The organism is Streptosporangium amethystogenes subsp. fukuiense (genome assembly GCF_042665875.1).
GTDB classification, from domain to species: Bacteria; Actinomycetota; Actinomycetes; order Streptosporangiales; family Streptosporangiaceae; genus Streptosporangium; species Streptosporangium fukuiense.
Window position 1 is genome coordinate 4,957,909 of sequence record NZ_JBHTEE010000001.1, and the last position, 13,862, is coordinate 4,971,770.

Annotated in this window: 11 protein-coding genes; 8 read left to right on the forward strand and 3 right to left on the reverse strand. The window is 73.1% G+C overall.

The annotated features are described in order from the left end of the window. Positions 1 to 44 precede the first annotated feature (44 nt). From ACFQVD_RS21110 to ACFQVD_RS21140, 7 genes are all read left to right on the forward strand, one after another. Positions 45 to 2,153 (forward strand): serine/threonine-protein kinase, encoded by a 2,109-nt coding sequence (locus tag ACFQVD_RS21110; protein WP_343966445.1) that lies wholly within the window; start codon positions 45 to 47, stop codon positions 2,151 to 2,153. A 31-nt stretch (positions 2,154 to 2,184) separates the two neighbouring features. After that, positions 2,185 to 2,559: a Zn-ribbon domain-containing OB-fold protein gene (locus ACFQVD_RS21115; RefSeq protein ID WP_030904339.1), complete on the forward strand. Its 375-nt coding sequence runs from the start codon at positions 2,185 to 2,187 to the stop codon at positions 2,557 to 2,559. Next, the gene (locus ACFQVD_RS21120; RefSeq protein ID WP_343966449.1) at positions 2,556 to 2,897 is read left to right on the forward strand and encodes a VOC family protein; all 342 of its coding nucleotides are present in this window, start codon (positions 2,556 to 2,558) and stop codon (positions 2,895 to 2,897) included. The genes ACFQVD_RS21115 and ACFQVD_RS21120 overlap by 4 nt, the downstream gene beginning before the upstream one ends. 26 nt (positions 2,898 to 2,923) lie before the next feature. Then, complete coding sequence (locus tag ACFQVD_RS21125; RefSeq protein ID WP_343966451.1) at positions 2,924 to 4,513, forward strand: class I adenylate-forming enzyme family protein; 1,590 nt, start codon at positions 2,924 to 2,926, stop codon at positions 4,511 to 4,513. Next, positions 4,510 to 6,711, forward strand: coding sequence for an acetate--CoA ligase family protein (locus ACFQVD_RS21130; protein WP_343966454.1), 2,202 nt, complete (start codon positions 4,510 to 4,512; stop codon positions 6,709 to 6,711). Before ACFQVD_RS21125 ends, ACFQVD_RS21130 begins: the two co-directional genes overlap by 4 nt. 1 nt (position 6,712) lies before the next feature. Next, the gene (locus tag ACFQVD_RS21135) at positions 6,713 to 7,462 is read left to right on the forward strand and encodes a glucose 1-dehydrogenase (protein ID WP_343966456.1); all 750 of its coding nucleotides are present in this window, start codon (positions 6,713 to 6,715) and stop codon (positions 7,460 to 7,462) included. A 128-nt stretch (positions 7,463 to 7,590) separates the two neighbouring features. Then, positions 7,591 to 9,987: an ATP-binding protein gene (locus ACFQVD_RS21140; protein WP_343966458.1), complete on the forward strand. Its 2,397-nt coding sequence runs from the start codon at positions 7,591 to 7,593 to the stop codon at positions 9,985 to 9,987. A 157-nt stretch (positions 9,988 to 10,144) separates the two neighbouring features. On the opposite strand, the gene ACFQVD_RS21145 is transcribed toward ACFQVD_RS21140, so the two are convergent. Further along, positions 10,145 to 10,693 carry an ATP-binding protein gene (locus ACFQVD_RS21145; protein ID WP_343966460.1) on the reverse strand — a complete coding sequence of 183 codons (549 nt, stop codon included), beginning with the start codon at positions 10,691 to 10,693 and terminating at the stop codon, positions 10,145 to 10,147. Further along, positions 10,690 to 10,899 (reverse strand): DUF5999 family protein, encoded by a 210-nt coding sequence (locus tag ACFQVD_RS21150; RefSeq protein WP_343966462.1) that lies wholly within the window; start codon positions 10,897 to 10,899, stop codon positions 10,690 to 10,692. The genes ACFQVD_RS21145 and ACFQVD_RS21150 overlap by 4 nt, the downstream gene beginning before the upstream one ends. 528 nt (positions 10,900 to 11,427) lie before the next feature. On the opposite strand from ACFQVD_RS21150, the gene ACFQVD_RS21155 reads away from it, so the two are divergent. Next, complete coding sequence (locus tag ACFQVD_RS21155) at positions 11,428 to 12,951, forward strand: CHAP domain-containing protein (protein WP_386271836.1); 1,524 nt, start codon at positions 11,428 to 11,430, stop codon at positions 12,949 to 12,951. A gap of 13 nt (positions 12,952 to 12,964) precedes the next feature. Here the strand turns inward: ACFQVD_RS21155 and ACFQVD_RS21160 are convergent, their stop codons facing one another. Beyond that, complete coding sequence (locus ACFQVD_RS21160; protein ID WP_343966470.1) at positions 12,965 to 13,786, reverse strand: TIGR03619 family F420-dependent LLM class oxidoreductase; 822 nt, start codon at positions 13,784 to 13,786, stop codon at positions 12,965 to 12,967. Between the last annotated feature and the right edge of the window lie 76 nt (positions 13,787 to 13,862).

Below are 13,862 nucleotides of genomic sequence, written 5' to 3' on the forward strand. Positions count from 1 at the left end.
GGTGAGACCGTCGAACAAGTCGACGGCACTCGGAAGGGAGCTGGATGGTTCCGGGATACCGCGAGATTCGGGAACTCGGCGTCGGCGGGGGCGGGCGCGTGGTACTGGCCACGTACGCCGCCACCGGTGCCTACGTGGCCATCAAATATCTCAACGCGACGCTCAAGGACGACCACCGCTTCCTGGCGCGCTTCCGTGCGGAGGCGCGCGTCATGGTGGAGCTGCAGGACCCGAACGTGGTCCAGTTGTACGAGTACTACGAGGACGTGCTCGAAGCCGCGATCGTGATGGAGCTGGTCGACGGGGTCGCGCTCAGGCGGATCCTGGCCGAGCACGGCAGCACCAGCCCGGAGGCGGCGCTGACCGTGCTCAAGGGCTCGCTGCTCGGCCTGGCCTTCGCGCACGCGGCCGGGGTCGTGCACCGCGACTACAAGCCGGAGAACGTGCTGGTCCAGGCCGACGGCGGCAGCAAGCTGGCGGACTTCGGCATCGCCGCCCATGTCGGGGAGACCGGCATCACCGCCGGCACCCCCGCCTACATGGCTCCCGAGCAGTGGGAGGGAGCCGCGGCGAGTGCCGCGACCGACGTCTACGCGGCCACCTGCGTCTTCTTCGAGTGCCTCACCGGGCACAGGCCGTACCTGGCGGATCACCGCGCGGCGCTGATGCACGGGCACCTGACCGCGCCGATCCCGGTGACGGAGGTGCCCGGCTCGGTCCGCGCCCTGGTCATGCGGGGCATGGCCAAGAACCCGGACGACCGGCCGCAGAGCGCGCGGGCGTTCCTGGAGGAGCTGGAGACCGCGGCGCTGTCGGCGTACGGGCCGGAGTGGGAGCAGCGCGGGCGGCGGCACCTGGCCGAGCTCGCCACGCTGCTGGCACTGGCGTTCCCGCTGGCCAAGCCCGCGCCGGGGGCGAGTTCCTCGGTGGCCCAGACCGTGCTCGGCCGGATGGGGCGGGTGCGCCGTCCCCGGCTGGGCCCCAGGACGCTGGCCGGGCTCGGGGTGGTCACCGTGGCGATGGCCGCCGGTGTGGTCGCGGCCAACCGGCCGCATGACCGGCTCTCCGCCGACACGATCTTCACCCCGCCGCCCGGTTCGGTGGTCACCGAGGAGACCCCGGCGGGACGGAGCAGGGCGCCGGAGCCGCCGGAGCCGTCCGTCGGGCCGAGCCCCTCGCGAAGCGCCGCCGTCGGGCGGCCCGTGCCCCCCGCGGAGAACACGGCCCCCGTCACGTTCCCCTCGCCGATGCCGAGCCGGACCGTGGACCCCGCGTCCTCCACCTCCCGGCCGAAGCCCACCCCGAAGCCCACACCGAAGGCCACGCCGAAAGCCACACCGACCCCCACGCCGAGGCCGCCGACGCCCACCGCCACGCGCCCCCCGACACCCGCGCCGACCGTGACGGTGACGCCGCCGGAGCCCGCGCACACGGTCGGCGGGCTGCGGATCGTGGGAATCGACGCGAACGGCACCACGGTCGCCTTCCGCGCCTCCACCGCGGCGGGCGTCGCGGTGACCGTCACGTTCGCCGAGGGGCCGGAGCGCGACCGGCTCGTCCAGGCGCCCCCGCGCACCTCCGTCCTCGACGGGTCCGCGGCCTACTCGTACACCGTCCCGCACGCCTTCACGGTTCCGGCCTGCGGGCAGACCCTCTACCGCCGGGTCACGGCCGAAACCTCGCCCCGCTCCTCGGGCGGGACCGCCGTCCGCACCCAGGAGGTCCACGGCGAGCCGTGTCCGCCGCCCTCGGTCTCCATCACCGCCTTCGACGGCACCACCGTCGGCTTCCTGGTCAGGACCTCGGGCACCGCGCCGGTGACCGTGCGGCTCGGGTTCGCCCAGCGGCTCGACGGCGCGGTGACCGGCGGCACCCGGGAGCTGGAGCTGTCCGGCGCCACCGAGTACACGCGGGAGGTGCGGGGGGAGTTCGCCGAGCTGCCCCGCTGCGGGGAGCGCGTCACCCGGCTGGTGACGGTCAGTACGGTCCCCGCGGGCGACATGCCCTCCCGGACCGTCCGGATCGATCTGCCCTCCTGCGCTCCCACCTCCAGCGCGACCCCGGACCCTGCCCCGGAGAGACCGCAGGACTCCGAGCGGCCCACCGTGGACGGGCCCGGCCCCGGGCGAACCGGCGTGGACGGCATCTTGTGAGGTAACCAAGCGTGCGCTAGCTTGGCGATCGATGACCGGATCGATGACCGGCGACACGCTCGCCTACTGGGACGCCTGCCGTCGCGGCGAGCTGGTCGTCCAACGCTGCGCCGCCTGCGCCCGGCGGGTGCACCTGCCCGCCCCCGAGTGCCCCGGCTGCGGCGGCACCGACCTTCCCTACGAACCCGTCTCCGGCGACGGCACGGTGCACACCTTCACGGTCGTGCACCGCTCGTTCGTGCCCGAGTTCCGGGGGCGGGAGCCGTACGTGCTGGCCTGGATCGACCTTCCCGAAGGGGTACGGGCGTTCGGGCAGGTCGTGGAGTGCCCGCCGGACCTGGTGCGGATCGGCATGCCGGTGCGCGTGACCTTCGTCGACGACCTGCCCCAGTGGAGGCCCGCGTGAGCAAGCTCGGCAACGTCCTGATCCCCGTGGACGACCTGGAGACGGCGATCGCCTTCTACTCGGGGACGCTCGGGCTGGCGGTCAGGTTCCGCGACGGCGACCGGTTCGCCGCCCTGGACGGCGGGGGCGCCACGGTCGCGCTGGTCGCGGCCGAGGAGCGGGTGGCGGGCGAGGTCACCGCGCCCTCGTACCGGGTGGACGACGTCGCACGGACCGCCGGCGAGCTGACGGGGGCCGGAGCCGAGCTCGTACGGGAGCCGGAGGCCGGGCCGCACGAGATCAGAGCCGTACTGCGCGACCCGTCAGGAAACGTCTTCGTCCTCTACTCCTCACACTGATCCCCCGCTCCGAACGGAGGCCAGAGATGGCGCGCCCGACCCCGGCAGGCACCCCGTACGGCAACTACGCCCACGCCATTCTCACCGCCAACGCCATGCGCACCCCCGACCGGGTCGCGCTGACCTACTGCGGTGAGCAGAGCTTCACCTACGCGGAACTCGACCGGCTCGTCAACAGGCGCGCCCACGCGCTGGCGGAGGCCGGAGTCGCCCCCGGGCAGCGGGTGGCCGCGCTGCTCAACGAGACCCTGCACGTGGCCGAGGTCTACCTGGCCGCGGCGAAGCTCGGCGCCGTCACCGCGGCGCTCAACCCGTACTGGCCCGCCGACACCCTGGCCGCGGTCGTCGCGCACTCCGGCGCCACCGCGTTCGTGTACGACTCCACGGTGGAGGCCGCCGTCGCGGAGATCCGCCCCCGGCTGCCGGAGATCACCCGCTGGATCAGGGTCGGCGGCCCCGGCGAGAACGCCGTGGACCTGGACGCGCTCACCTCGGACGCCGCCGAGGACGAGCCCGCCCTCGGCGGCTGCTGGGACGATCCGCTGGCGCTCTACTACACCTCCGGGACGACGGGCCTGCCCAAGGCGGTGGTCCACACGCACGCCTCGTCGCTGGCCACCGCGCAGATCTGGCTCGACGTGCCGCGCACCGAGGACTCGGTGCTCGGCACCGGGGCGATCATCTGGGGCATCGGCTTCCCCGCCCTCGTCGGCCCGGCGCTCTACGCGGGCATGCGGCTGGTGCTCGAACAGGACTGGGGACCGGCGAACTTCCTGAGGGTGGTCCCCCGGGAGAAGGTCACCCACGTCTCGCAGATCCCCTCCTTCTACGCGGCGCTGCTGGGCTCCGACGACCACGCGGGCGCCGATCTGTCGTCCCTGCGGGTCATCATGCTGGGCGGTGAGCCGCTCCCCGCGGCCCTGCTGGCCAGGATGAAGAAGCGGCTGCCCGACGCCGGTGTCTACTGCTACTACGGCCAGACGGAGGCCCCCTACACCTGCTTCGGCCGGGTCGACGACGGCAGCACGCCGCTCGGCTCCTCGGGCAGGGCGCGGACCGGCAACGCCGTGCGGATCACCGGCCCCTCGGGCGCCCGGCCGGCCGGCGAGGTCGGTGAGATCAACCTCGCCGGGCCGCACCGGATGACCGGGTACGACGGCCTGCCGGAGAAGACCGCCGAGGTGCTGCGCGGCGAGTGGTACGTCGGCGGCGACCTGGGCGTCCTGTCGGAGGACGGAAACCTCACGGTGCTCGGCCGCCGCGAGGAGTCCGTGTTCAAGGGCGGCGTCTGGTCCCAGCCCTCGGTGATCGAGGAGGCCGCGGTCGCGCTGGACGGCGTGGCGGAGGCCGGGGCGGTCGGCGTGCCCGCCCAGGCCGAGGGGCAGGAGGCGGTCGAGCAGCGGGTCCTGCTCGCCGTGGTGGCCAGGGCGGGCCACCCGGCCGACCCGGCCAAGATCGCCCTCGCCCTGGCCGAGACACTGCCCGCGCACCAGCGCCCCGACCACGTCGTCGTCGCCGCCGAACTCCCGCACTTCCAGGACGCCTCCGGCGGACCCGGCAAGCTGCTGAGGCGGGAGATCCGGGAGAGGTACCAGAGCCGGATGGACGAGGCGTGACCGCACCCGTCGGCGGCCCCTCCGGGACATCGCGGGAGCCCGCCCCCGCGCACTTCGCGGAGCACGAGGTCAAGGCCCTGCTGCGGGAGTGGGGGGTGGCGGTGCCTCGAGGCGCCACGGCCACCTCCCCCGCCGAGGTCGCCGCGGCGGCCCGGGGACTGGCGCCTCCCCTGGTGCTCAAGGCCCACGGCCCCGGCCTGGTGCACAAGTCGGACGCGGGGGCGGTACGGCTGGGGCTGTCCGGACCGGCCGAGGCGGAGTCCGCCGCCGCCGAGATGCTGGCCGGACTCCTCTCCCAGGGCATCGCCCCCGACGGGTTCCTGGTGGAGGAGCAGGCTCCGCCGGGGGTCGAACTGATCATCGGCGTGGTGCGCGACCCGGGGTTCGGCCCCGTCCTGCTCGCCGGGCTCGGTGGCGTGTGGACCGAGGTCATGCGCGACACCGCGCTCTGCCTCTGCCCCGCCTCCGAGGCCGACGCCCGGCGGATGCTCGCCTCGCTGCGCGGCGCGCCGCTGCTGCACGGCCACCGCGGCCGGCCCGCCGTGGACTCGGAGGCCCTGGTCGGGCTGCTGCTCGCGATCGGCGGGTCCGAAGGGCTGTGGGAACGGCTGGATCTCGGCGAGTTCGAACTCAACCCGGTGATCGCCACCGAGGAGGGCGTGGTCGCGGTGGACGCGCGCTACCTTCCCGGCACGGCGGAGCCCACCGGGCCGGGGCCGGGAACCCCGGGACGGGACGGGTCCGGGCAGGACTTCACCGCGCTGTTCGAGCCCAGGGCGGTGGCCGTGGTGGGCGCGTCCGCGAGCAGGCCGAACTTCGGGAACATGTTCCTGGAGTTCTACAAGGCCACCGGCGTGCCGCTGGTCGCGGTGCACCCGGAGGCGGACGAGATCAACGGTGTGCCCACGGTGCCGTCCCTCGCGGAGGCGGACGCCGACTACGCGCTGGTCGCCGTACCGGCCGACCGCTGCGCGGAGGTCGTACGCCAGGCGAAGGGCGTCTCGTTCGTCCAGGTGATGAGCGGCGGGTTCGGCGAGGCCGGAGCCGCCGGGCTGGAGACCGACCTGGTCAGGGCGGCACGGGAGGCGGGGGCCCGGCTGCTCGGGCCGAACTGCATGGGCGTCTACAGCCCGCGCGGCGGGCAGACCTTCATCGGCGGCGAGCCGGGGCCTCCGGGTCACGTGGCGCTGATCTCGCAGAGCGGCGGCCTGGCCGGAGAGGTGGTCAGGGTGGGCGAGCGGCGCGGGCTGGCGTTCAGCCGCGTGGCCACGGTCGGCAACTCCGCCGACGTGACCCCCGCCGAGTTGCTCGGCTGGCTCGGCGGTGACGAGCACACCTCGGTCGTCGGCATGTACCTGGAGGACCCCCGGGACGGCCACGCCCTCTTCGAGGCCCTGATGGCCGTACGCGGACGGCTCCCGGTCGTCCTGCTGGTGGGCGGCCGGAGCGGCCAGGGGCGCAGGGCGGCCGCCTCGCACACCGGCGGCATGGTCGGTGACGGCCGCGTCTGGCGGGCCCTGGCCGACCAGACCGGCGCCGTCCTGGTCGGCAGCCAGGACGACCTGATCGGCGCCCTGTCCTTCTTCCAGTCCCACGCCTCCAGGATCATCCCCCCCGTCGCGGGGCCACCCCTTCCGGGGGCCGCGCGGGGGCCGCGGACGGGCCGCGACGGGGACGGCCTTCCCGCCGTACTGGTGATCGGCCCGAGCGGCGGAGCGAGCGTGCTGGCGGCGGACGTCCTCGACGCGGCGGGGCTGGCGCTGGCGGCGCTGCCCGACGAGACGCGGGAGGTGCTGAAGGCCCTGGGCGCGGGGGCCGCCGGTACCTCTCCGGCCAATCCGCTGGAGGTCCCGGTGGGTCCGCGAGGCCGGCCGGAACTGGTCAGGGAGGTCATCGGGGCGATCGTGGCGCGCCGGCCGTACCCCGACGTCGTGGCGCACGTGAACGTGCAGAGCTTCTTCACCTTCGGAACCTCCGCCGACCCGCTCTACGCGTACGCGCACAACCTCGCCCGGGCGCAGCGGGACCTGCCGGGAACCAGGATCACCCTGGTCACCAGGAACGGCGAGTGCGCGCCGCCCGGGGTCGAGGACGAGGTCCGCGCGATCGCCGCCGGTGCGGGAATCCCCGTCTACCGCTCGATGGAGGCGGCCGCCGTGGCCGTCGCCGCCGCCGCACGTTTCATCCGAGGAGCTTGACATGGGTCTTCTGGACGGCAAGGTCGCGCTGGTCACCGGTGGCGCCAGGGGCATGGGCGAGTCCCATGTACGGCTGTTCCTGCAGGAGGGGGCGCGGGTCGTCTTCGGCGACGTGCTCGACGAGGAGGGCAAGGCGCTCGCGGAGGAGACCGGGGCGCTCTTCGTCCACCAGGACGTGACCAGACCCGAGGACTGGGAGCGCGCGGTCGGCGCCGCCGTCGACACCTACGGCAAGCTCGATGTCCTGGTCAACAACGCCGGAATCCTCAAATTTCGTCGGATCGAGGATATGGCGCTGGAGGAATTCGAGCGCGTCCTCGACGTCAACCTCAAGGGCACCTGGCTCGGCGTCAAGTCCGTCATCGAGCCGATGAGGGCCGCCGGCCGGGGCTCGATCGTGAACATCTCCTCGGTCGAGGGCTTCATCGGCGCCGAGGGCATGTCCGCCTACTCCGCCTCCAAGTTCGGCGTACGCGGGGTGACCAAGGCCGCGGCCCGCGAACTCGCCCAGTTCAAGATCCGGGTGAACTCCGTGCACCCCGGCGCGATCAACACCTCCATGGTGCTGGATCCGGAGATCATCGCCAAGGTGGACGCGGAGGCGTTCATGAAGTCCATGGTCATCAAGCGTTTCGCCAAGCCTGTCGAGGTGTCCCACGTGGTGGCCTTTCTCTCCTCCGACCGGGCGAGCTACTGCACCGGCAGCGAGTTCACGGTGGACGGCGGCCTGCTGACCGGCGCGGGCTACTGATCCACCGGCGCCCATCCGGTCACGGTCACGGCGCGTACGGGGGCGACCCCCCCTGCGCATAGTGTGGATGGTGCCGGCCGGACCCGAACCTGTGACGGTTCACCTGCCGAGGCCGGCGTGAGGCGCTGATGGATGAGGTGGCACCGGCCACCCCGAAACGGTGGCGGACACCGGGGCTGCCACCCGAGGTGACCAGTTTCGTAGGACGTCGGCATGAGGTGGCCGAGGTCAAGCGCCTGCTGTCCAGAGCCCGCGTGGTGACCCTCACCGGCCCCGGCGGCGTAGGCAAGACCCGGCTGGCCCTGCGCGTCGCGGCCGACGTCCAGCGGGCCTTTCCCGACGGGGTGTGGCTGGTCGAGCTCGCCGGGCTGAAGGACCCCGAACTGCTCGGCACATCGGTGGGCGAGGCCCTGGCGATCAGGGACACCTCGACCCGCCCTCCGGTGGAGGTGGTCGTCGAGCACCTCAGGAAGAAGCACGCGCTGCTGATCCTCGACAACTGCGAGCACCTCCTGCGGGACTGCGCCGTGCTGGTGGAGATCCTGGTGCGCTCGGCCCCCGCCCTGCAGATCCTCACCACCAGCCGGCAGGCGCTGGGCATCGCCGCCGAGCAGACACTGGCCGTGCCGACGCTGCCGTTGCCGCCGCCGGCACCCGACTCCGACCGTCCGAGGCTGCCCGCCGAGCCCGCCACGCAGTCCGAGGCGGTACGGCTGTTCACCGAGCGGGCCTGCGCCGTCCTACCGGATTTCACGGTCACCGAGGCCAACCGGCCCGCCGTGGAGCAGATCTGCCGCAGGCTGGACGGCATCCCGCTGGCGATCGAGCTGGCGGCCGCGCGGTTGCGCGCGCTCTCTCCCGAGGAGTTGCTGGCCAGGCTGGACGACCGGTTCCGGCTGCTCACCGGTGGTTCGCCCACCACGCTGCCCCGCCAGCAGACACTGCGCGCGCTGATCGACTGGAGCTACGCCCTCTGCACGGAGAAGGAGCAGCTGCTGTGGGCGCGCGTCTCGGTGTTCGCCGACGGCCTGGACCTCGAGGCGGCCGAGGCGGTCTGCTCGGGGGACGGCATCGATCGCGAGGAGGTGATCGACCTGGTGATCGGGCTGGTGGGCAAGTCCGTCCTGATCAAGGAGGATTCCCCCGCCACCCCCTCGGTGACCCGCTACCGGCTGCTGGAGACGATCCGGCAGTACGGCCGGGAGCGGCTCGTGGACCTGGGACAGGAGACCGCGCTCCGGCGGCTGCACCGCGACCACTACCGGCGGCTGTCCGCGGAGGCGTACGCGCAGCGGTTCGGCCCGTTCCAGGTGGCCTGGTTCGGCAGGTTGAATCTCGAACACGCCAACCTGCGCACCGCGCTGGAGTACTGCTTCACCGACCCCGAGGGGATCCACACCGCCCTGGGCATGGCCACCGACCTGCTCTACCACTGGATCACGAGCCACTATCTCAGCGAGGGACGCCACTGGCTGGACCGGAGCCTGCCGGCCGTCACCGGGCCCGACGAGATCCGGGGCCGCGCGCTGTGGTCCGACAGCTGGCTGGCCATCATCCAGGCCGACGTCACCGCCGCCGCGGCGATGCTGGAGGAGGCCCGGGCGCTGGGAGACCGGCCCGGACACGAGCCGATCCTGGGCTATGTCGCGCTCTACTCGGGGATGATCGCCATGTTCCGGGGGGACATCGGAGCCGCGATCGAGCTCTACCGGGAGGCGGCGGCACGTCACCGGGCCGACGACGACCCGACGGGCCTGGCCCTGACGCTCATCCGGCTCTGCCTCGCCCACTCCTTCCTGGGCGACTGGGAGAGTTCCGTCTCCGCGGGCGAGGAGTGCCTCGCGCTCTGCGAAGCCCACGGGGAGGGCTGGCACCGGGCCTACGCGATGATGGCGCTCGGCATCGGGGTCTGGTCCCGGGGCGACGTCCGGCGCGCGATCGAGCTGGAGAAGGAGAGCCTGAGGTTCAACCGCTCGCTCGACGATCTGCTGGGCATCGGCGTCAACCTGGAGGTGCTGGCCTGGATCGCCGCCGCGGAGGGAGACCACCGGCGGGCGGCCGTACTGCTGGGGATCCTGGAGCCGATCTGGCAGGCGGTCGGGGCACCGATGTCCGGGTTCGGACACCTCATGCACTACCACGACGAGTGCGAGGCACGTACGCGTGAGGCCCTCGGGAAGGCGGCCTTCGACACGACCGTCAGGCGGGGCGCGAAGCTGCCCTGCGACGAGGCGCTGGCCTTCGCCCTGGACGAGGGCACCCGCCCCGGCAGGCATCCCGGCAGGGCCGAGCCGTCGCCGTCGCCGTCCCCGCTGACCCGCAGGGAGACCGAGATCGCCCAGCTCGTCGCCCGGGGACTGAGCAACAAGGAGATCGCGGCCTCGTTGACGATCGCCCAGCGCACCGCGGAGGGGCACATCGAACACATCATGACCAAACTGGGCTTCCACTCCCGGGCCCAGATCGCCGTCTGGATCGGCGAGCGCAACCGCGACACGGACGGAAGCCACCCTCCCGGCACCTGACGGGCGGAGGGGGACGCCGGAGCCGACGAGTGCGGCGATCTCGTCGGCTCCGGCGGAGGGCGGAGGGCGAGTCGGGGGACTCGCCCTCCGCTCTTCGGAGGTGGTATGTGGGTTCGGCTCCCGGCGGGGGCGACCGGCGCGTACGGCGGGCCCGCGGTCAGCGCTCGGCGGCGGCGTGCGCGGGGAGCTCGAACCAGACGGCCTTGCCGTCACAGGTGCGGTCGCTACCCCAGCAGCAGGAGAGCAGGTCGATCAGGTACAGCCCGCGGCCCCGCTCGTCGTCCTCGCGCGCCTGGTACACCCGGATCGGGGAGGGGTCCGTGTCCGCGTCCTCGACCTCGCAGCGCAGCAGGCCGTCCTCGAAGGAGAGGGCGAGCCTGATGGTCCCCCGCGAGTGGTGCAGCGCGTTGGTGACCAGCTCGCTGACGAGCAGCTCGGCGACCGTGCTGTGCTCCTCCCGCAGGCCCCAGTCCGCCAGGCAGGCGCGGGTCATCCGGCGGGCCCGGGGCACGGACGACGACTCGGGCGTGAAGGAGAACGACGTCTCCTTCGCGTCCGGCCCCTCGGGGAGGGGGGCCATGGGCGCCACCTCGACCGGGTGCGGCCCGCACACGTGGTCGTCGCCGAAGGCGACCGGCCACGGCTGGGTGACCTGCTGGAGTGGCGTCCCCGGTCCCTGGTCGGTGGGAACGCGGACCGGACTCATGCCGCCTGCCTCATCGGAACGCGGTGAGCGGGCATGTCGTGGACGGGGGTGCTCCGCCCGTCCGGCAGGAGCGCCCCGGTGTCATCGAAGACCACGACGCCGTTGCAGAGCAGACCCCACCCCTGCTCGGGGTGGAAGGCCACGAGGGACGCGGCTTCGTGATCGGGGGCGCTTGCGAGAGGACATCGCGGTTGATGCTGACACATGGCTCGTACCTTTGATCCTTCATTGGTTGCAGTTGAGCCTTCGATGTGACGAGCATCCCTCAGCGCCGATCCCGTCATATCGGGATAAATACCCATATCCATACCCATTTCGCCGATGGTAAAGAGGTCGGCCCTCGGCAGGGAGGATGGTCAACGGGGCCGATCCGCACGGAGACAGGCGCTCCCGGCGCCGGTTGCGGACGCCCCGTAGATCTTTTCGCCAGACGGTTTACCCGCGAAAGATCGCATGAAAGCCCCCTGACGTCGCCTTTTGTCTAGGTATACGACGTCGAGTGACTTTGCGCGCGCTTTAGACTGTCGTGACCTATCCTTGAGGCCGGGTAACCTCCCTCGTCACGGAAGACAACCGGCCAGTGGTGCCGCCGCACGCGTCTCGCCCGTCCCCCGGGAAGCTCGCGTGAACGCGCCGTCGCTCAACCCCGTCTCCCGGCAGCCAGGTCGCAAGGCGGAGCGACCATGCCCGCATGGCCGCCGGGGGTCCCCCTGAAACCTCATATGACCCCTGAGATGCAGAAGTTCATCAAGCTGCTGGAGAGCCAGCTCGGATACTCCGAGAAGAGCGGCGGCTACACCAAGTTCGGCGACTGGTACGGCAGGACCGTCGAGTTCGACGCCGACTACACCGCCGCCCCCTGGTGCGACATGTACCTCTCCTGGGCGGCCGCCGAGCTGGGCTACGAGGAGTGGATCGGCCAGTTCGCCTACACCGTCTACCACGCCCGGTGGTTCCGCCAGCAGGACGCCTGGGGCACCACTCCCAAGCCCGGAGCCATCGTCTTCTTCGACTGGAGCGGTTCGAAGAGGATCGACGGCATCGACCACGTGGGGATCGTCACCCGGGTCGAGGGGAACAGGATCCACACGATCGAGGGCAACATCGACGGGGGGATCGCCAAGCGCAAGGAGCGCGACACCGGCAAGGTCGTCGGCTACGGGTACCCGGAGAAGATCAAGGCCCGGCTGGACCGGGAGGCCACCGAGAAGCAGACGGTTCTCGATCCCGCCGCCGCCACCGCGAGCGGCGGGGGTGGGGGCGGCGGGGGAAACCTGGTGGCGATCGATCCGGGGCCCGACCTGCTCGACCTGGTCCCCGCCCCCGTCCCCGTCCCCGCGAGAAAGACCCCGGCGTCCGCGGGCCCCGGCAAGACCGGGCAGACCCCCGGGCACGCCACCGGGCCGACCGCCGGAAACGGCCGGGAGTCCACCTCGGGGAGCCGCGGCGAGACCGCCTCGGGAAACGACGGCAGGACCATATCGGGGAACGGCGACGGGGCCGCCGCGTCGCGGCAGAGCGGCACCGCGAACACCTCGGACGGTGACCGGGCGGCCGCCGGAACGCCCGGTCAGGCCCGGCCCCGTACCTCGCCGGGCAAGCACGCCAAGCCCGCCACCGCCGACACCAGCGCGCTCGCCGTCTCGCCGACCGCCACCGTCCGTGACCTCACCGTGCATCCCCCGGAGCTCGGCAGCCCCGCCGTGCTCGCGCCGGTGCTGCTCGCCGCGGCGGCGATCATCGCGCACGCCAGGGCCAAGCAGTCGAGGGTACGGCTCGCGCCTGCCGCCGAGCGCACCGCGCCGGTCACCCCGTCCCGCAGGGCTCCGGGCCGCCGCCGCGCCCCAGGGCGGACCGCTACCCCCGCCCGGACCGGCGCCGCCGGCCGTTCCAGCGCGCCCTACCGGGGCAGGCGTCGGTTGCACGAGCGTCCCGTGGTGGAGTCGTCCACCTTCGTGCAGGACGCCCCGCTGCGGGGCCGCCGCCACCGCCGGGCCGACTCCGTGATCACCACCACCATCCCGGCCACCCCGGCCCACTCCGCCCGTCCCGCCCGCTCCACCATGCCCGCGCACCTGGCCACCGGCCCGAGAACGGCCACCGTCTCCGCCTCTCTCCCCGTGGTCCGGAGCGCCCGGAGCGGCCAGGGCGGGACCGCCACCCTGGCCGGCCCCCTCACCTCACCCGCCGAACCAGGCGACGTCCTGGTGCACAGCGGCTACCGGGGACGCCGCCGCAGGACAGGGGTGCCGGCCTAGGGACCCGATGGGTCTAGAGATGGTCGGCGGCGAAGGCGGCCAGCGCGGCCACGGCGTCGCGGCTACGTCGCCAGGGGCGGACGATCATGCGGTCCACGCCGAGCCTCTCCCAGCGCGGGATCTCGGCGGGACCGCCGAGCTCGTAGGCGTGCGCGGTGACCGAGAAGGGGCGGTCGTCGCGGAGCGCGGCGAGCCTGTCGAGCTGCGGGCGGATCGTCTCCAGGGAGTGCGGCATGCTGATCCAGCCGTCGCAGAGCCGGGCGGCCCGCCGCAGGGCCGCGCCCGACTCGCCCCCGGCGAGGATCGGCAGCCGCTCCTGGACCGGTTTGGGCTCGAACGCGACCTCGGGGAAGTGGTAGAAGCGTCCCGAGTGCGCGACGACCGGCTCGGACCAGAGCCGCCGGGTCACCTCGATCGCCTCGTCCAGGCGCGGGCCCCGGGTCGCGAAGTCCACCCCGGCCGCCAGCCACTCCCCCTCGTACCAACCGGCGCCGACCCCGCAGATCGCCCGCCCTCCCGAGACCCTGTCCAGGGTGGCGAAGGCGCGGGCGGCGGCGAAGGGATGCCGCAGCGCGTAGAGGTGCACGGCGGTGCCGAGCCGTATCCGCGAGGTCAGCCCGGCCAGCCAGCACAGGTAGGCGGGGGCGTCGAAGAGCGGGGTGGCCGGGGAGATGCCAGGCCTGTCGGTTCCCGGATAGACGGCCAGCGACAGGTCGGTGGTGAACACCAGGTGCTCGGGCAGCCAGACCGACTCGAACCCCAGTTCGTCGGCGGCGACCGCGACGTCCCGCCACGCGTCCGGATGGATCAGCCCCAGCGGGACCCCGAACCTCACGACGCCTCCCTCGGTGGCCGTGGGGGAGGCGCGCTCCCGGGTGACCGGCGCCGCCCGTGACCGGCCGGGACTTCCC